At 67.8% G+C, this 16,841-nt stretch carries 14 protein-coding genes and 2 pseudogenes; 8 read left to right on the top strand and 8 right to left on the bottom strand.

Going from position 1 to position 16,841, the window contains the following annotated elements; genetic code table 11:
• Positions 1-98: 98 nt before the first annotated feature.
• Positions 99-449, top strand: coding sequence for a hypothetical protein (locus tag WG924_RS25530; protein ID WP_372045025.1), 351 nt, complete (start codon positions 99-101; stop codon positions 447-449).
• Here the strand turns inward: WG924_RS25530 and WG924_RS25525 are convergent.
• Entirely contained in the window at positions 415-1,194 is a 780-nt protein-coding gene (locus WG924_RS25525; protein ID WP_345935860.1) for an SDR family oxidoreductase, read from the bottom strand. The two genes, WG924_RS25530 and WG924_RS25525, sit on opposite strands and share 35 nt — an antisense overlap.
• Positions 1,195-1,432: 238 nt before the next feature.
• Here WG924_RS25525 and WG924_RS25520 point away from each other — a divergent pair, with 238 nt between their 5' ends.
• The gene (locus WG924_RS25520) at positions 1,433-2,230 is read left to right on the top strand and encodes an SDR family oxidoreductase (RefSeq protein ID WP_345935859.1); all 798 of its coding nucleotides are present in this window, start codon (positions 1,433-1,435) and stop codon (positions 2,228-2,230) included.
• Between the two features lie 40 nt (positions 2,231-2,270).
• Here the strand turns inward: WG924_RS25520 and WG924_RS25515 are convergent, their stop codons facing one another.
• The 5 genes from WG924_RS25515 to WG924_RS25495 all read right to left on the bottom strand — a co-directional run bounded on the left by WG924_RS25515 (position 2,271) and on the right by WG924_RS25495 (position 8,688).
• A complete protein-coding gene (locus tag WG924_RS25515) occupies positions 2,271-3,407 on the bottom strand; it encodes a serine hydrolase domain-containing protein (protein ID WP_345935858.1) in 1,137 nt (378 codons plus the stop codon).
• 74 nt (positions 3,408-3,481) lie between these two features.
• Positions 3,482-5,314 carry an ABC transporter ATP-binding protein gene (locus WG924_RS25510; protein WP_345935857.1) on the bottom strand — a complete coding sequence of 611 codons (1,833 nt, stop codon included), beginning with the start codon at positions 5,312-5,314 and terminating at the stop codon, positions 3,482-3,484.
• Positions 5,311-6,852: an aldehyde dehydrogenase family protein gene (locus WG924_RS25505; RefSeq protein WP_345935856.1), complete on the bottom strand. Its 1,542-nt coding sequence runs from the start codon at positions 6,850-6,852 to the stop codon at positions 5,311-5,313. Before WG924_RS25505 ends, WG924_RS25510 begins: the two co-directional genes overlap by 4 nt.
• A gap of 44 nt (positions 6,853-6,896) precedes the next feature.
• Entirely contained in the window at positions 6,897-8,252 is a 1,356-nt protein-coding gene (locus WG924_RS25500; RefSeq protein ID WP_345935855.1) for an NAD(P)/FAD-dependent oxidoreductase, read from the bottom strand.
• Positions 8,239-8,688, bottom strand: coding sequence for a Rid family hydrolase (locus tag WG924_RS25495; protein WP_345935854.1), 450 nt, complete (start codon positions 8,686-8,688; stop codon positions 8,239-8,241). Before WG924_RS25495 ends, WG924_RS25500 begins: the two co-directional genes overlap by 14 nt.
• A gap of 301 nt (positions 8,689-8,989) precedes the next feature.
• On the opposite strand from WG924_RS25495, the gene WG924_RS25490 reads away from it, so the two are divergent.
• From WG924_RS25490 to WG924_RS25465, 6 genes and pseudogenes are all read left to right on the top strand, one after another.
• Complete coding sequence (locus tag WG924_RS25490) at positions 8,990-10,123, top strand: NAD(P)/FAD-dependent oxidoreductase (RefSeq protein ID WP_345935853.1); 1,134 nt, start codon at positions 8,990-8,992, stop codon at positions 10,121-10,123.
• 100 nt (positions 10,124-10,223) lie between these two features.
• Positions 10,224-11,867 (top strand): peptide ABC transporter substrate-binding protein, encoded by a 1,644-nt coding sequence (locus WG924_RS25485; protein ID WP_345935852.1) that lies wholly within the window; start codon positions 10,224-10,226, stop codon positions 11,865-11,867.
• A 63-nt stretch (positions 11,868-11,930) separates the two neighbouring features.
• Positions 11,931-12,881, top strand: a complete 951-nt coding sequence (locus WG924_RS25480; protein ID WP_345935851.1) for an ABC transporter permease — start codon at positions 11,931-11,933, stop codon at positions 12,879-12,881.
• Positions 12,882-12,883: 2 nt separating this feature from the next.
• Positions 12,884-13,750 (top strand): ABC transporter permease, encoded by an 867-nt coding sequence (locus tag WG924_RS25475; protein WP_345935850.1) that lies wholly within the window; start codon positions 12,884-12,886, stop codon positions 13,748-13,750.
• A gap of 25 nt (positions 13,751-13,775) precedes the next feature.
• The gene (locus tag WG924_RS25470; RefSeq protein WP_345935849.1) at positions 13,776-14,675 is read left to right on the top strand and encodes a LysR substrate-binding domain-containing protein; all 900 of its coding nucleotides are present in this window, start codon (positions 13,776-13,778) and stop codon (positions 14,673-14,675) included.
• A gap of 141 nt (positions 14,676-14,816) precedes the next feature.
• Positions 14,817-15,467 (top strand): annotated as a pseudogene (locus WG924_RS25465) (DUF433 domain-containing protein); the annotation flags it as partial.
• Here WG924_RS25465 and WG924_RS25460 read toward each other — a convergent pair.
• Both WG924_RS25460 and WG924_RS25455 read right to left on the bottom strand, forming a co-directional pair.
• Positions 15,456-15,746, bottom strand: coding sequence for an RES domain-containing protein (locus WG924_RS25460; RefSeq protein WP_345935914.1), 291 nt, complete (start codon positions 15,744-15,746; stop codon positions 15,456-15,458). The pseudogene WG924_RS25465 and the gene WG924_RS25460 overlap by 12 nt on opposite strands.
• A gap of 111 nt (positions 15,747-15,857) precedes the next feature.
• Positions 15,858-16,659 (bottom strand): annotated as a pseudogene (locus WG924_RS25455) (XRE family transcriptional regulator).
• Positions 16,660-16,841: the final 182 nt, after the last annotated feature.

Genomic DNA, 16,841 nt, shown 5'->3' with positions numbered 1-16,841 from the left:
CTATGATGTCGGGTGATGATACCGGAACAGGGCCGCCGCGCCATGGCGGCGCCGGAATCTCTGGATACCCGGCCCCTCAGGACATAAGGCGTGGGCTCGTGACCGGCATGCGGTTGAAACGCGCGGCGCTGCGGCTGGCGGGCTGGATCTGCCTTGTCGTCGGCGCGGCCCTTGCCCCCACCCCGCTGCCGGTGGGCCTGCCGATGATCGCGCTGGGACTTGGGCTGGTTCTGGCCACCTCGGCCAGCGCCCGCCGGGGGCTTGGCCGGCTGCGCGCGCGCTGGCCCGGGTTCTCGGGCCGCATCGGCCGGCTGGAGCCCTATCTCCCCCGCCATCTGCGCAGCCGGTTGCGGCGGACCGATCCGGCACGCCGCGACCGGCTGCGGCGGGGCAAGCCCGCGCCCGACGACAGGCTCAGACGATATTCAATCGATTCCAGGTCGGGCTGATCAGGATCTCGTTCAGGCAGACATGGGGCGGCATGGTCGCCACGAAGCGGATCGTGGCACCGAGATCTTCCGATTGCAGCATTCGCGCCCGATCTTCGGCCGTCACCGGCACCGGACGCCGGTCAAGGATCGCGGTGTTCACCTCGCCCGGGCAGATCGCGCAGGCCCGGATGCCGTGCTGGCCTTCCTCAAGATTGAGGCTGGCATTCATCGCCAGCATGGCGTGCTTGGCGGCATTATAGGCCGGGCCGGTCAGGCGCACGTCATAACGCCCGGCCCAGGACGAGACGTTGATCACCAGCCCGCCACCGGCCTTGCGCATCGCCGGCAGCACCGCATGGGTGCAATAGAACGCGCCGTCCAGATCGACCCGGATCACCTGATCCCAGCCATCGGTGTCGACGGTTTCCCAACTGCGGTTGGGAACGTTCAGGCCGGCGCTGTTGACCAGGATGTCGATCCGGCCCTGCGCCTGCACGATCGCATCGGCCACCTCGCGCACCGCGGCCTTGTCGGCCACGTCGAGCAGGGCGACCAGCGCCTGGCCCCCGGCATCACGGATGCGGGATGCCACGGCATCCAGCGCATCGGCGCGCCGGCCGCTGAGATAGACCGTGGCGCCGGCCTCGGCCAGCGCCAGTGCCGCGGCTTCGCCGATACCGCTGCCGGCGCCGGTGATCCAGGCGACCTGCCCGTCAAGCTGTGTGCCGGCAAGCCGTGTGCCGTCGAGTCGTGCGGTCGTCATGATGGAGCGTCTCCCTGACGGTCATTGTGGTCGGCCGCGGCCGCATCGCCCGCGCGACCGCATGTCGAGTATGCCGTGTTCCGGCCCCCACATGCCACGCCAACGCCGATTGAAAGAGTGCGTGCGTCCCCCGCGACCATGGCGCCCGCCCCGGCCACCACCTATGCTGAACCCATCAAGCCCGAGCGCGGACCAACCGCGCCATCCTGGCCAGGGACCTATCAGGAGACGCTCGCAGATGAGCACCTACAGCTTCGATTTCACCGGCCGCAACGTCTTCGTGATGGGCGGCACATCCGGCATCAACCTCGGCATCGCCCATGGCTTCGCCGCTGCCGGCGCCCAGGTCGCGGTCGCCAGCCGGAAACCCGAGAAGGTCCAGGCGGCGGTTGCCGATCTTGCCGCCCACGGCAACGCGGTCGAGGGTTATGTCTGCGACGTGCGCGACGTGGCCGCGGTCAGGGCGGCTTTTGAAGGCGCCGCCCATGCGCTGGGGCCGATCGACGTGCTGATCTCGGGCGCCGCCGGCAATTTTCCGGCGCCCGCCCACGGCATCTCGCCCAATGGCTTCAAGTCGGTGATCGACATCGATCTGATCGGCACCTTCCACGTGATGCGCGAAGCCCATCCACACCTGCGCAAGCCCGGGGCCACCATCGTCAACATCTCGGCCCCCCAGGCCTCTCAGGCGATGGAGTGGCAGGTCCATGTCTGCGCCGCCAAGGCCGGCGTCGACATGATCACCCGGGTGCTGGCGATGGAATGGGGGCCGGAGGGCATCCGCGTCAACAGTCTGGTCCCCGGCCCGATCGAGGGCACCGAGGGCATGGCCCGGCTGGCGCCGACGCCAGAGGCCAATGCGGCCGTGGCCGGCAGCGTGCCGCTGCGCCGCCAGGGCACCACCGACGATGTCGCGCGTGTGGCCATGTTCCTGGCATCGGATGCCGCCGCCTATGTCAGCGGTGTGGTGCTGCCGGTCGATGGCGGCTGGTCGGCCGGCGGCGTGCCGCCTTTGACCATGGCCGCCGGGCGCTGATCAGCCCCGACCTCCGGACGGTTGGCTGGCCCGCGGGCGATCAGGTTTCCCTGAGCGCCCGCGCCACCGCCGCGAAGAACGCATCGTCGTTGATCTCCAGCCGCCGGCGATAGCCGGGCTTCGACCGCGCGCTGGCCACCACCACCACCAGTTCCTCGGCCGGATTGACGTGGATATACTGGCCATAGATGCCCTCGGCCTGAAAACTGCCCGCCAGAATCGGATCGGGCAGTTCCGGCACCCACCACATATAGCCATAGGGCACCATGCGGTCGCCGATCCGATAGGGCGCGCCCGCCTCATCCAGCCAGCCATCGGGCAGGAGGTGCTCGTCTCCGATCCGCCCGCCTTCCAGCACGAACTGGCCGAAGCGGGCGTAATCACCCAGGCAGGCATTCATGCCGCTGCCGGAAATCGTCAGGCCATCGGGTGCTTCCGACCACCATCGGGCATCCATGGCCATGCCGGCCCGCGACCAGATCCGGTCCGACAGATAATCGGCCAGGCTGACACCCGTCGCCGCCTCCATCACCGCGCCGACCAGATACGACTCGCCGGTGTTATAGGTCCAGGCGCCGCCCGGCGGTGTCGCCGCCGGCAGATCCTTCATGAAGCCCAGAATACCGCCCGGCTGCCAGCGCGACTGCACCGCCAGCAACTGGCGCCGGTCCGATGCCGGATCGACGTAATCCTCGTTCCAGCGGATGCCGGAATTCATCCGCAGCAACTGGCGCAGCGTCACCGCCCGATAGCCGCCCCCCACCGCCACATAGCGGCTGACCGGATCGTCGAGCGATCGGATCGTGCCCTCTTTCAATGCCACGCCCACAAGCGTGGCGGCGATCGATTTGGCCAGGGAGCAGGAATGCCACAGGGTCTCGGGGCCGGCGCCGCGCTGGCCGGTCTGGAACGCCATCCGCCCGCGCTTCAGGATCACCAGTCCGGCAATGGCATTGGTGGTCAGATAGTCGAAGAGATCGAAGACCCGGCCCTGATCCTCGATCCTGAGCGATGGCAGTCCGCCCGGATGGTCGGCGAACCCACGGACCGTGCCGCCGGCGCGGATCACGCGTGACGGGAACCAGCCCTGATCGGTGGTCATCACCTCGATCATCTCGTCGGGCAGCAGGGTGCCGTCATAGAACCGGGTGAGCCGGGCCGCGGCCTCGGGCGTCATGGCCATCATACTGTCCTTGTTCTAAGGGATGTTCCTGTCGCCGCCACATGATCCCGGGCACCGCCGGGCCGCGCTCAACGCGTATCGGTCATCACCAGATGACCGGGCGACACCTCGTCGTAATGGCGGGCGGGCGGGCGATAGCCGGCGGGCCTGAGCGCGCTCAGGATTTCCGAGACGTCGAGCGTGCGGCGCCGGCGCGGCGCCCGCGGATCGGCCACCGGCACGGCGTCCAGCAGCCGCCGGGTATAGGCGTGGCGCGGGCTCTGGAGCACGGCCGCGCGCGGTCCGATCTCGACGATCTCGCCCATATACATCACCGCCACCCGATGGCTGACCCGTTCCACCACCGCCATATCGTGGGAGATGAACAGATAGGCCAGCCCCATGCGCTGCTGCAGGTCGAGCATCAGGTTGATCACCTGCGCCTTGATCGACACATCCAGCGCCGACACCGCCTCGTCGGCGATCATCACCGAGGGCCCCAGCGCCAGACCGCGGGCGATGCAGATCCGCTGGCGCTGCCCGCCTGAGAATTCCTGCGGATATCGCCCGGCCATTGACGGGTCCAGCCCCACCTGAACCAGCAGATCCGCCACCCGCGCCCGCAACGCGGCACCGCGCGCGATCCGGTTGATCTGCATGGGGGCGGCGATCGCCGAGCCCACGGTCTTGCGTGGATTGAGGCTGGAGAACGGATCCTGGAACACCATCTGCACCTGCCGGAACAAGGCGCCGGGATCGCTGGCTCCCCCGCCTCTGGCGCCTCCCGCCAGAACCGTCTCGCCATGCACCAGAATATCGCCCGACACCGGCGCCAGAAGCCGCATGATCGTGCGGCCAATGGTCGACTTGCCGCAGCCGGATTCGCCCACCAGCGCCAGCGTCTCGCCCGGCTGCACGCTGAACGACACGTTTTCGACCGCATGCACGGCGCCGCGCGCGCGTCCGAACAGCCCGCCGCCCACCTGATAGCGGCTGACAAGATGACGCACCGCCAGCGCCGGCACAGCGTCATGAGCGACGGTATCCGGCAGATCGGGCACCGCCGCCGCGATCCCGGTATCGCGGTCGACCACCGGAAACGGCATCGGCCGGTCGTGATCCGCCATGGTGCCAAGCCGGGGCACCGCCGCCAGCAGGGCGCGGGTATAGGGCTGCCGCGGGCTCGCGAAGATGGCCGTGGTCGCGCCCTCCTCGATCTGCGCGCCGTTGCACATCACCACGGTGCGGTCGGCGATCTCGGCCACCACCCCCAGATCATGGGTGATGAACAGCACAGACATGCCATCCTCGTCCTGAATGTCGCGAATCAGTTCCAGAATCTGGGCCTGGATGGTGACATCCAGCGCGGTGGTCGGCTCATCGGCGATCAGCAGCCGGGGTCCACAGGCCAGCGCCATCGCGATCATCACCCGCTGGCGCATGCCGCCCGAGAAACTGGCCGGATAATCCTTCAGCCGCGACCGCGCCGCCGGGATCCGCACCCGATCGAGCATCCGCGCCGCCTCCGCCTCGGCGGCGGCGCGGCCCAGGCCCCGATGCAGCATCAGGGCCTCGCCGATCTGAAAGCCGATGCTGCGCACCGGGTTCAGGCTGGTCATCGGCTCCTGAAAGATCATCGCGATATCGCGGCCGCGAATGCGGCACATCTCCGGCTCGGGCAGCGTCAGCAGATCCTGGCCGTCCAACCGCACCCGCCCGCCGATCCGGCAGGTGGCGGGCGACAGCAACCGCATGATCGACATGGCGGTGACACTCTTGCCCGATCCGGACTCGCCCACCACCGCCAGGGTCTCGCGCCGGCCGATGTCGAACGACACACCGTCGACCACCGTCTTCCAGCCGCCACGCCCCACCCGGAACGCGGCCGACAGTCCCTCGACGCTCAGAACCGGCGTGGTCACGCGCCCGCCTCCGCAGGCAGGGTCAGCGACAACCAGATCGTCTTGACCTGCTGATACTGGCTCATCGCCTCCACCCCCTTGTCGCGGGCCAGTGATCCCGATTTGCGATAGCCGCCGAACGGCGTCTTGATATCGCCTTCGGTGAAACCGTTCACCGACACCGTACCGCAGGCGAGCCTGCGGGCGAAATACAGCGCCCGGTCGATGTCGCGGGTATAGACCGTGGCATGCAGGCCGTAATCGGTGCCGTTCGCGATCTCCAGCGCCCGGGCCGCGCTGTCGACCGGCAGCACGCCCAGCACCGGCCCGAAGATCTCGTCCCGCGCGATGGTCATCATCGGGTCCAGATCGGCGAACACCGCGGGCGACAGGAAACTGCCGGGCAGCGCCTCGACCTCGCCGCGCGGCGCCAGCATGGCCCGCGCGCCTTCAGACACGCCCTTGTCGATCAACCCCTGCACCCGCCGGCGATGCTGCATGCTGATCATCGGCCCCATTTCGGTGCGCGGGTCCAGCGGGTCGCCGATCACGATCGCGGCCGCCCGCCGGGTGATCTTGTCGACATATTCCTCCTGCCGCGACCGCGCCACGATCTGGCGCATATTGGCCGAACAGTTCTGCCCGCCATTCCAGAACGCCGCCATCACCGCGTTGTCGATCAGGTCCGGGGTCAGCGCCGCGTCGTCGAGCACGATGAACGGGCTCTTGCCGCCCATTTCCAGGCCCACGGTCTTCAGATTGCTGCTGCCGGCATATTGCAGGAACAGCCGCCCGACCTCGGTCGATCCGGTGAACGACACCGCATCGATATCGCCATGCTGGCCGATCAGCCGGCCGGTGGTCTCGCCCGGGCCGGTGACGACGTTCAGCACACCCGCCGGGATGCCGGCCTCGATCGCCAGTTCCGCCAGCCTGAGTGTGGTGAGCGAGGTTTCCTCGGCCGGCTTCACGATCATCGAACAGCCGCTGGCCAGCGCCGGCGCCAGTTTCCAGCTCGCCATCAGCAATGGGAAATTCCACGGCAGCACCGCCGCCACCACCCCGATCGGCTCGCGCACCACCAGCGCGCAGGCGCTGTCGTCGGTGGGGGCGACATGGCCATAGCTCTTGTCGATCAGCTCGCCATACCACTGAAAGATATCCGGCACCTCGACGGTGATTTCCTTCAGGCAGTCGGTGACCGGCTTGCCGCTTTCCAGGCTCTCCATCACCGCCAGATCGCGGCCGTCGCGGCGGATCAGCGCCGCCAGCCGCAGCAGCGCGGCCTTGCGCGCCTCCGGCGCCGCCCGCGACCAGGTGCCGGCGCGAAAGGCCCGCCGTGCCGCCGCCACCGCCCGGTCGACATCCTCGGGCCCGCAATGCGGCAGGGTTCCGAGCACCGCGCCGGTCGCCGGGTTGATGGTCTCGAACACGGCACCATTGGTCGATGCCGCCCAGTCGCCATCGATGAAGGCCCGGTCGGGCAGACGCAGGCCGCGCGCGATCATCTGGTTGTCGGCCAATTGTGTATCAGCAAGGGGCGGCAGGGCTGCGGACATGGAACGGGCTCCGTCGGGTCGGATGATGGCGTGAGCAGGCGGGATCAGATGGATGCATAGGGGCGCGTATAGGCGCCACGGGTGAAGCGGTCAGCCGCGAAGGGTGCCAGATCGACGCCCGGTGCCTCACCTTGCGCCAGCGACGACAGCACCCGCCCGACAGCCGGGCCAAGGCCGAAGCCATGGCCTGAAAAACCGGTCGCCACGATCAGCCCCGCCACCGGCCCGCCGGCATCGATCACCGGCAGCGCGTCGGGCATCACATCGATGGCGCCGGCCCAGGATTTCACGATCTCTGGCACAGCGACGCCGCCGAACAATGTGCCGAAGCGGCGGCGGGTTTCGGCGACGCGGTCGGGATTGGCCGCGATGTCGGGCGCGCGCGGCCGCACCGCCCGCTCGGCCCGTGGCACCGCCAGGCGCTGATGCATGTCGTCGACCAGCGCCGCCCCCAGGCTGAGCGCGAAGCCCTTGCGGTTGCGGACCAGTTCGCGCAGGAAAAACCGGCTGGCCCGGAAGGCGTCGATGGTGATGTCGATATCGGTGCCGCCATCGGTGGCGATGACGCAGGATCCATCCGGGCGCTGGCGCAGGCCCAGCCCGCCGCCCACAAAGCAGGGCAGGCCCAGATCGGGCAGCGGCGCTGTCAGCGCCACGGTGCTGCGCACGGTTTTCTGCGGCAGGCGCAGGCCCAGGCCGCCCACCAGCCGATAGGTCGCGGCACCGGCCGTACAGACCACCACCGGCGCCGCGATCGGCCCGAATTCGGTGGCGACACCGCTGGCCCGTCCGCCCGTGGTTTCGATCGCGCGCACGCCGCAGTCTTCCAGCAAAGTGGCGCCGGCCCCGGCCGCCGCGCGGGCGAAGGCCAGCGTCGCCAGAACCGGTTCGGCCTGACCGTCGGCCTCGGCAATGATGGCGCCTTCGGTGCGGCCGGTGAGCGCCGGGAAGCGCGTCGCCACCTGATCGGCGCTGAGCAGATGGGTCTCGCGCACCATGTCGCCCGCCGCCGCCCGCCACCGGGAATAGAAGCCGTGATCGGCGGCGGTGTCGCTGAGAAACAGGCAGCCGCTGCGCCGCCAGCCGGTCTCATGGCCCAGCGCCGCCGAAAGCCCCGGCCAGATCGACAGCGCCAGCGCCGCCAATGGCAGTTCCAGCGGATCGCGGCACAGGCTGCGCACGAAGCCCCAGTTGCGCCCCGATTGCTGCGATGCGATGCGGTTCTTCTCCACCAGCACCACCGACAGCCCGGCCCGCGACAGCGACCACGCGGCGGCGCATCCCATGATCCCGCCACCGATGATCACCACATCCGCCCGTCGCGGCACCGGCTCCGGCTGGTTCAGCAGGCTGGAGACGGCATCGTCGGGCGCATGTCCAAGCAGGCTAAGCGAGGTCATCGAGCACCGCGTCCATGTCGATCTCCACCCGGATCTCAGGATCGAACAGACCGGCCTGAACCGTGGTGCAGGCCGGATCGATGCCCCGGAAGGTCTGGGCATAGACATCCATCACCGCGTCGTAATCGGCCGGGTCGGCGATATGGATGCGCACCCGCACCACATGGCGCAGATCGAAGCCGGCCTGGGCCATAACCCGGCGGGCATTGTCGAAGATCTGGGTGGTCTGGGGCCCGGCGCCGGCGATCAGCCGATCGTTCGGATAGTCATAGCCGGTCGTGCCCGACATCCACAGATGTCGCCCGATGGCGACCGCGCGGGCATAGCTGTACTGCCGTTCATAGGGGCTGCCCGAATACAGCGCCGCGCGGCGCCGCGCCGTCTGGTCGTCGCTCGCAAGGTCGTGCGGTCGGAAGGGTTGCGCCGGATTGGTCATCGTCTGCTCGCACCAGTTGGGGGATCAACATTGGCGTCAGGATCGGGGACAAGCCGGAACCGCGTCGATGTCAAAAAATCGTGTCCGCCGTGCAATTAATAGAAGCCACCGACGACTGCCACAGCCATCCCCGTACCTGAAAGCGAGCGGCGGCGGAGCAGATCGCGGGCCGTAGATTATTCGGCGGCCGGTTCGATTTATTCGAATCGACAGCCGGGATGGCGATGCAATCCTATAACCCGTGTCAGGTGCATCACATCCGGTGGACCGGGCAGTCGGATCGGCAACGGGAGACCACGGTATGCGCACGGATTTTGTCATCATCGGCGGGGGAATTGCCGGCGCGGCCGCCGCCTATTTCCTGTCGGCGACGGGATCGGTGGCCCTGCTGGAGCAGGAAGCGCATTTCGGCACCCACAGTTCAGGCCGCTCCGCCGGGCAGTACACCGTGGGCATTACGGCCGACCGGATGCGCGGCCTTGCCGCCGCCAGCCGGGCCTTTCTCAGCGCCCCGCCGGCGGGCTTCACCGATGGTCCGCTGATCACGCCGCGCGGCAGCCTGACGGTGGGCAACCGCGATCAGCGCCCGGCGCTGGACCGGCTGCATGGCCGGATCGTCGAGGCCGACGGCACCGCCGAATGGCTGGACCGCGATGGCGTGCTGGCCCTGTTTCCCGCACTCCGCCCCGATGGCATCGACATCGGCGTGCTGGAAGCGGATGCCCAGGACATCGATGTCGACCGGCTGCTTCAGGCCTATCTGCGCGGCGCCCGGCGCAATGGCGCCACACTCGCCACCACCGCCGGGGTCCAGGCGATCCGCCGCGAGGCGGGCGCCTGGTCGGTCGAAACCCCCGAACAGCGCTGGCAGGCCACGGTTCTGATCAACGCCGCCGGCGGCTGGGTGGATATGGTGGCCGCGATGGCCGGGATCGCGCCGGTGGGCATCGTGCCCTATAAGCGCACCGCCTTCACCTTTCCGCTGCTGCCCGACCGGGTCGGCGCCACCTGGCCGCATGTCTGCAACACCGATTATAAATGGTATGTGAAGCCCGAGCATGGCTGCTTCATGGGCTCGCCCGCCGATGCGGTGCCGGTGGCGCCGGGCGAGGTCTATGCCGATGACATCGATGTCGCCACCGCCATTCATGCCATCGAACAGGACACCAGCCTGCGCATCGGCCGCCCGATCAGCACCTGGGCCGGCATGCGCAGCTATGTCCGCGACCGCGAGCCGGTCTGCGGTGGGCGCGCCGACAGCCCCGATTTCATCTGGATGGCCGGCCAGGGCGGCTGCGGGGTGCTGACCTCGCCGGCGCTGGGTCAGGCGGTGGCGGCGCTGGCCAGCGGCCGGCCGCTGCCCGATGCGCTGACCGATCGCGGTGTCACCGCCGCCGGCCTGTCGCCCGACCGCCCCGGTATCGGCCCCGCCTGAACACCGACAACGACACAGCACAGCACAGCACAGCACAGCACAGCACGACACCGCCCCCCTCTCCCCCCGACAACAACCACGACAGAAACGGGAGACACAGATGTATCACGTCTCGAAGCGGTCCTTCCTGAAGCTGGCGGGCGCCGCCGGCACCCTGGCCGCGACACCCGCGCTGGTCGGCCGCGCCATGGCCGACACCCCGCCCGCAACCGCGCGCGGCCAGGTGGTTGCCGGCATCTCGCAGGAGCCCACGGTCTTCAATCCCCTGATGCCGGGCAGCGAGTATGACCAGGGGATCTGGTGGCAGGTGTTCAGCACGCTCTGGCATATCGATGCCGAGGGCCGCGTGGTGCCGGATCTGGCGGCCGAGCTGCCGACGGTGGCAAATGGCGGGCTGTCGGCCGATGGCCGGATCTGGAAGGTGAAGCTGCGCCGCGACGTCACATGGCATGACGGCACACCCTTCACCGCCCATGACGTGAAATACACCCTCGACCTGATCAACAACCCGGATTTCCGGGTCCGCAACCGGGTCGGGCACTCGCTGCTGCGCAATGTGACGGTGGCCGCGGATGACGAGATCCACTGGCTGCTGGCCGAACCCTTCGCGCCCTATATGTCGGTGCTGTCGCTGACTTTCATCGTGCCCCGCCATATCCTGTCGGCGGCGGAAGATCCCAACACCGCCGCCTTCAACAGCGCCCCCGTCGGCACCGGCCCGTTCCGCTGGGGCAAGCGTCAGGCCGGCGAATACATCCTGCTCGACCGCAACCCCGATTATCATGGCGACGGGCCATGGCTGGAGCGGGTGGTGTTCCGCTATATCCCCGATCAGACCATGCTCTACACCCAGTTCCGCAGCGGCGAGATCGACTATCTGGGCCTGTCGGGCCTGCAACCGGCCTTCGACGCCGAAGCCAGGGCCCTGCCCGGCCTGCGCATCGTGGCGGCCCCGGCGCCGTTCGTCGAGCATATCGCGCTCAACCACGCCTTCCCGCCCTTCGCCGACAAGGCGGTGCGCCAGGCGCTGTATCTGGGCATGAACCGGGTGGCGCGGTTGCAGGCGATCTATCACGGCCGGCCGATCGAGACCGAATCCTATGTACCCCAGGGCCATTGGGCCTATGACGACAGCCTGCCCCGCCATCGCCATGACCCTGAGGCGGCAAAGGCGCTGCTCGATCAGGCCGGCTGGCGGGTCGGCGCCGATGGCATCCGCGAGAAGGACGGCGTGCGCCTCGCCTTCACCAATTCCACCAGTTCCGGCTCGCAGTCGCGGGAACAGGCCCAGCAATTGCTGATGCAGGACTGGCGCGAGATCGGCGTCGAGATGACGATCGAGAACATGCCCGGCGCGGTGATCTGGGGGGATTTCTGGCAGAAATCGCAGTACCAGTCGGTGATGGTCGCCTCGAACTTCCTGCAGGGCAGCGACCCCGACGTCACGCCGCGCTTCTCAAGCAAGGCGATCCCGGCCCAGGGCGGCAACGGGCTCAACACCTATCAGTACAAGAACCCCGAGGTCGACGCGCTGCTGGACCGTGGCACCCGCGAGGTCGATCAGGAAGTCCGGCGCAAGATCTATCATCGCCTGCAACGCATCATCCGCGAGGATCTGGTCTTCCTGCCGGTGTCGCAGTCGGTGATTGTGGAAGGCGTGACGGACACGCTGATCGGTTACAAGCCCAACATCAACGCCTCGTCGAACTGCTGGAATCTGCGCAGTTGGTATTGGGCGCAGTGAGGGGGGGCACGATGAGGGAGGCCATGATGACCGCGACGCCAACCACCGGAGACGGGCTCTGACATGGCACGCTATCTGCTGAGGCGCGGCGGGCAGGCGGTCGTTCTGCTGCTGCTGGTCTCGGTCATCGGCTTCGGCATCCTGCATCTGGCGCCGGGTGGGCCGCTGTCGCAATTCGTTCTGTCGTCGAACATGGCGCAGGAGGATATCGACCGGGTCACCCGCCAGCTTGGCCTCGACCGTCCGTTCCTGCTGCAATATGCCGACTGGCTGGCGCGGATGGTCGTGGGCGACTGGGGGCGGTCGTATCGCGACGGGCTGCCGGTGCTGGTCAAGATCGGCGGCCATGTCCAGCCGACGCTGGAAATCATGCTCGCCTCGACCGCGATCGCGGCCCTGATCGGCTGCGCGATCGGCATCCGCGCCGCCATCCGCCGGCATTCGGCGATGGACGTTCTGTCGTCGGCCGGTGCCATGGTGGCGCTGTCGATCCCGACCTTCTGGTTCGCCCTGATGGCGATCTATGTGTTCTCGATCGAACTGGGCTGGCTGCCGTCGGGCAACCGCACCACCATCGGCGATGGCTCGCTGGGCGACGTGCTGCACCACATGGTGGCGCCGGTGATGGTGCTGGCGCTGGTTGAAACCGCGGTCTGGGCGCAGTTCATGCGCGCCTCGATGCTCGACACGCTGGGGCAGGATTATATCCGCACCGCCCGCGCCAAGGGCGTGCCCGGCCGCGGGGTGATCTGGTCGCATGCCCTGCGCAATGCCCTGCTGCCGATGATCACCCTGGTCGGGCTTCAGGTGCCGACCTTGCTTGGCGGCGCGCTGGTCACCGAAACCGTGTTCAGTTGGCCCGGCATGGGGCGGCTGTTCCTGGATTCGCTGGAGTATCGCGATTATCCGGTGGTGATGGGCATTCTGATGCTCTCGGCGGTGATGGTGATGGCGGGCTCGCTGATCGCCGACCTGCTCTATGCCGTGGCCGACCCCAGACTGAGGATGGATTGACCATGTCTGTCGCAAGCAACACGGCCACCGATGCCTCAGCCCCGGCCGGCGGCCTGCGCCGCCTGTTCCGGCGCCCGACGGCCCTGTTCGGCGCGGCGGCGATCCTGATCATGACCGCGGCCGCCTATCTCATGCCGCTGCTGGTTCAGCTCGATCCGAACCATATCGATGTCATGAACCGGTTCGCGCCGCCGCTGTCGGGCGGTTATCTGTTCGGCACCGACGAGCTGGGCCGCGACGTGCTGGCCCGGCTGCTTGCCGGCGGGCGGATCTCGCTGACCATCGGCTTTGCCGCCATGGCGCTGTCGGTGATCATCGGCACGGCGGTGGGCATGATCGCCGGCTATCGCGGCGGCGTGATCGGCGCGGTGCTGATGCGCTTCGTCGATGCGATGATGGCCTTCCCCACCGTGTTTCTGGTGCTGGCGCTGGCGCTGCTGGTCAAGCCCGGCGTCGCCTCGACCACGGTGCTGATCGCCGCCACCTCGTGGATGACGGTCGCCCGGCTGGTGGAGGGCCAGTACCGGTCGCTGCGCCATGCCGAATATGCGGCGGCCGCGCGCACCTGCGGGGCCTCAGGGCTGCGGATCATGATCATGGAGTTGCTGCCCAATGCGGCGGGGGCGATCATCATCGCCGCCACCATCAATGTCGCCCGGGCGATCCTGCTTGAATCCTATGTCAGCTATCTGGGCTATGGCATTCAGCCGCCGATGGCGAGCTGGGGCAACATGCTCAACAATGCCCAGGTCTATCTGACCTCGGCGCCGTGGCTGGCCATTCTGCCCGGGCTTGCGATCACCATCACCGTCACCAGTTTCAACTTCATCGGTGACGGCCTGCGGGATATGCTCGACCCCCGCAGTTGACCGGCCGCCCGCGAAGGATGCCCGCATGTCGCGACGCCTGCCATCCCTGAACGCGCTGCGCTGTTTCGAGGTGGTGGCGGCTCATGCCAGCGTGAAAAAGGCGGCGCAGATGCTGAATGTCAGCGAAAGCGCCGTCAGCCGGCAGGTGCGCATTCTGGAAGAACAGCTCGGCATCACCCTGTTCCTGCGCACCCATGGCGGGCTTGAGATCACGGAAGACGGGCGCCGGCTGGCGACGGCGGTCAAGGAAGCCTTCGACCACATCTCGAACGCGATCGATCCGTTCCAGACCGATCAGGATGTGGTGACCCTGCGGGTGATCCCGACCTTCGCGCTGCGCTGGCTGTTTCCGCGTCTGCGCCGGTTCCATGAACAATACCCGATGATCCGGATCGTGGTTCAGACCCGGCTGAACGACATGACGCTGGATGAAAACGACGCCGATCTGGGCATCCGCTATGGCCTCGGCGATTTCTCGCATGAGGATGCGAGCGAACTCTATGCCGAATGGATCGTGCCGGTCTGCGCCCCCGGCCATATCGATCCGGCGCAGGTGGAACAGGATCTGCGCGCCGCCACCCTGCTGCACCCCCTGCCCGACCGTCAGGACTGGGTGACCTGGTCGGAGAAGACCGGCATCGCGCTCCGCGCCCGCGACGGCCTGGATTTCGACGCCCTCGACATGGCCCTCAGCGCCGCCGAGGCCGGCCTTGGCGTCGCGATCGCCGATGTCGTGCTGGCCCATCAGGCGATCACCGACGGCCGGGTGATGGTGCCGCTGCGCAAGGCAGTTCCCACCGGCGTCTCCTATTTCCTGGTCCGCCGCCCCGAACTCCGCCGCCGCCGTCAGGTGAAGCTGGTCGAAGACTGGATCACGGCGGAGATTGCCTCGGCACGGTCGATTATTGCCGGGTATGCGGGGTGAAGGGGACGATCTGCACCCGCTTCACGCAGCCCTTATCGCGGTCCGGCTATGCCTGGCCTGCCGCATGAACCCGGCCGCTTGAAGCCTGAGCCCGTCCATTATATATTCCGATAGATCGGAAGATTTAATCGGGAGGCTCCCATGCCGGCTGTCGCGGATATGCTGAAGGCCAGTGAGGCCGCGGTCGTCTCGCGTGTCAGCCTGCGCGACCTCAACCGTGTCATCGATGAACACATTCTGCCCAGCGCCTTTGTCTCTCTCGACAATGGCCGGCATGTGCTCGCCGGCGCCTGTTCGTTCATCGCCTTCTATTTCGAAAGTGCCAAACGCCTGACAGCGGAAGAGCGGCTTTTTGCCATCAACATGGTGAGCCCGCGACTGTCTCGCTCTCAGGCGCTCGGCTGGCCGGCGCTGTTGCGCGAGGATTGGACGGTGCGCGATGACTTCCTGACCATCGACCTTCTGCCCTTTGTCAGAGGCACAAGCGAGCGGCTGGACGATCTTGCGGCCGCGCGCGCGATCGTCACCACATCACCCGACATCCTCGGCGGCACCCCTGTCATCCGCGGCACCCGCGTGCCGGTCCATGACGTCGCGGCATCGGTTGCCGCAGGGTATGCGACCGACCGCATCCTTCAGGCCTATCCCGGCCTTGATGCCGAAAAGATCCGGCTCGCCGCATTCTATGCCGAGGCCACCCCGCTCCGCGGCCGCCCGCGCACCACCGGCAGCCTTCCCGCCGGCGCGACCATCGTTACCGATCGGCGCGACCTGCGCAGATCAATCGTCGGGGCTGCCGATGCTGACCTTCAGATCGTTCAGCACCGCCGCCAATCCCGGCGCCCCAATCAGCGGCATCTTTCGGATGACCCGCAGCTTCCCGATGGCCCGGTTGAAGACAGCCAGATTGGTATGCCCGTTAAGCCTTGATGGATAGATGATGCCGTCCGGCGCCGCCGGGTGCTGGTGGAATGCAGCGGGCCATTGCCGTGCCAGTGTCTGGCGGGACGCCTTCGCCACATCGCTCGGAACCCCCATGACGACGGCACCGTCATCGCGCAGGTCGACCATTTTGAGCGGGTCGACGATCGCGATCGCCGCATAGTGGCGGTCATGAAGTTCCGTCTCGTGGATGGGCAGGCGCACATCCGCAAAACCGCGCGGTGGGGAAACCCTGGCCATTCAGCGGACATCTCGGCCAACACTCTCGGCGGTCGCAAACACCGCTTTCGCGTTCCCCCGCGCCAGAGCCTCACGCCCGGTCAGCCCGTCGAGTTCGCCATGCGGCTGCACCAGAAAGCGATAGACCGCCCAGGGGCCACCCAGCCGCTCATGCAGCATCGGCGAGTTCGGCATAGGGCCTGCCCTCGGCATCGAGTTGCCAGACCGGAAAACGAAAGCCGCGCCGGGCGCCGTCCAGGCCCAGGATCTGACCGTTGCGGCGCTTTGCATTCACCGTCACCCGGCTTGTGCCAAGCATACGGGCGAAGGCATCGGCATTCAGCATGTCATCGCCGCTCAGGATCTCGGCGGCACGCAGGCGACCACGCGCCCGCGCCGCGGCCAATGCCGCCTGCAGGTCGGGGTCTGGCACCGGGACAGGGCCCGGTACCGAGGCGGGGCCCGGTACCGAGGCCTCGCCCATCACCGGTTCGGGCGTGGTGATCGCATCCTCGACCGGCGTCACAACCGTGTCGCCTTCAGGATCGACATCGACACGGAAACTCACCCGCCGGCCATCGGCGCGGCTGCGCGCGATCGCATTCCCATAGACTTGCAGAAGCGCCGTCACCCGCTCTGGCCTGCCGGCGAGCAGCTTTGACGCCATGGCCGGAACCGTCAGCGTGACGCCAGCCGCTCCCTCCGGAAGCACCTGATCCGGGCCGACGAAGGCCGCCGTCGTGGTAACAACCGCCTCCCCCGCCACCCGGCCCCGCCGCCCCGCGCCGCTGCGCGCGCTCGTCTTCGATTTTGACGCTGCCATGATCCAACCTCCGCTGGGTTAGATATGGTGGAGGTGGGGAAGTTCGTTAAGTTGGTAAAGGGTGTGATGTGACGGTATTTACCTGACAGTTGTCGCCACACCCGATCCCGGCATGCCGGGATCGGGTGTGGCCATGCCGCCCTCGGAAGTGGGTTAGGATGAAGTCGCCAAACTTTGTCCAA

This window comes from Tistrella arctica (assembly GCF_039630945.1).
In the GTDB taxonomy this organism is placed as follows: Bacteria; Pseudomonadota; Alphaproteobacteria; order Tistrellales; family Tistrellaceae; genus Tistrella; species Tistrella bauzanensis.
The sequence above is the reverse complement of the archived record's forward strand: the minus strand, read 5'-3'. Positions and strand labels throughout refer to the sequence as shown.

Bases quoted from the DNA above. Each gene is read 5' to 3' on its own strand.
- WG924_RS25525 (WP_345935860.1), bottom strand. From the start codon at position 1,194: ATGACGACCGCACGACTCGACGGCACACGGCTTGCCGGCACACAGCTT.
- WG924_RS25520 (WP_345935859.1), top strand. From the start codon at position 1,433: ATGAGCACCTACAGCTTCGATTTCACCGGCCGCAACGTCTTCGTGATG.
- WG924_RS25515 (WP_345935858.1), bottom strand. From the start codon at position 3,407: ATGACGCCCGAGGCCGCGGCCCGGCTCACCCGGTTCTATGACGGCACC.
- WG924_RS25505 (WP_345935856.1), bottom strand. From the start codon at position 6,852: ATGTCCGCAGCCCTGCCGCCCCTTGCTGATACACAATTGGCCGACAAC.
- WG924_RS25500 (WP_345935855.1), bottom strand. From the start codon at position 8,252: ATGACCTCGCTTAGCCTGCTTGGACATGCGCCCGACGATGCCGTCTCC.
- WG924_RS25495 (WP_345935854.1), bottom strand. From the start codon at position 8,688: ATGACCAATCCGGCGCAACCCTTCCGACCGCACGACCTTGCGAGCGAC.
- WG924_RS25490 (WP_345935853.1), top strand. From the start codon at position 8,990: ATGCGCACGGATTTTGTCATCATCGGCGGGGGAATTGCCGGCGCGGCC.
- WG924_RS25485 (WP_345935852.1), top strand. From the start codon at position 10,224: ATGTATCACGTCTCGAAGCGGTCCTTCCTGAAGCTGGCGGGCGCCGCC.
- WG924_RS25480 (WP_345935851.1), top strand. From the start codon at position 11,931: ATGGCACGCTATCTGCTGAGGCGCGGCGGGCAGGCGGTCGTTCTGCTG.
- WG924_RS25475 (WP_345935850.1), top strand. From the start codon at position 12,884: ATGTCTGTCGCAAGCAACACGGCCACCGATGCCTCAGCCCCGGCCGGC.
- WG924_RS25470 (WP_345935849.1), top strand. From the start codon at position 13,776: ATGTCGCGACGCCTGCCATCCCTGAACGCGCTGCGCTGTTTCGAGGTG.
- WG924_RS25460 (WP_345935914.1), bottom strand. From the start codon at position 15,746: ATGGTCGACCTGCGCGATGACGGTGCCGTCGTCATGGGGGTTCCGAGC.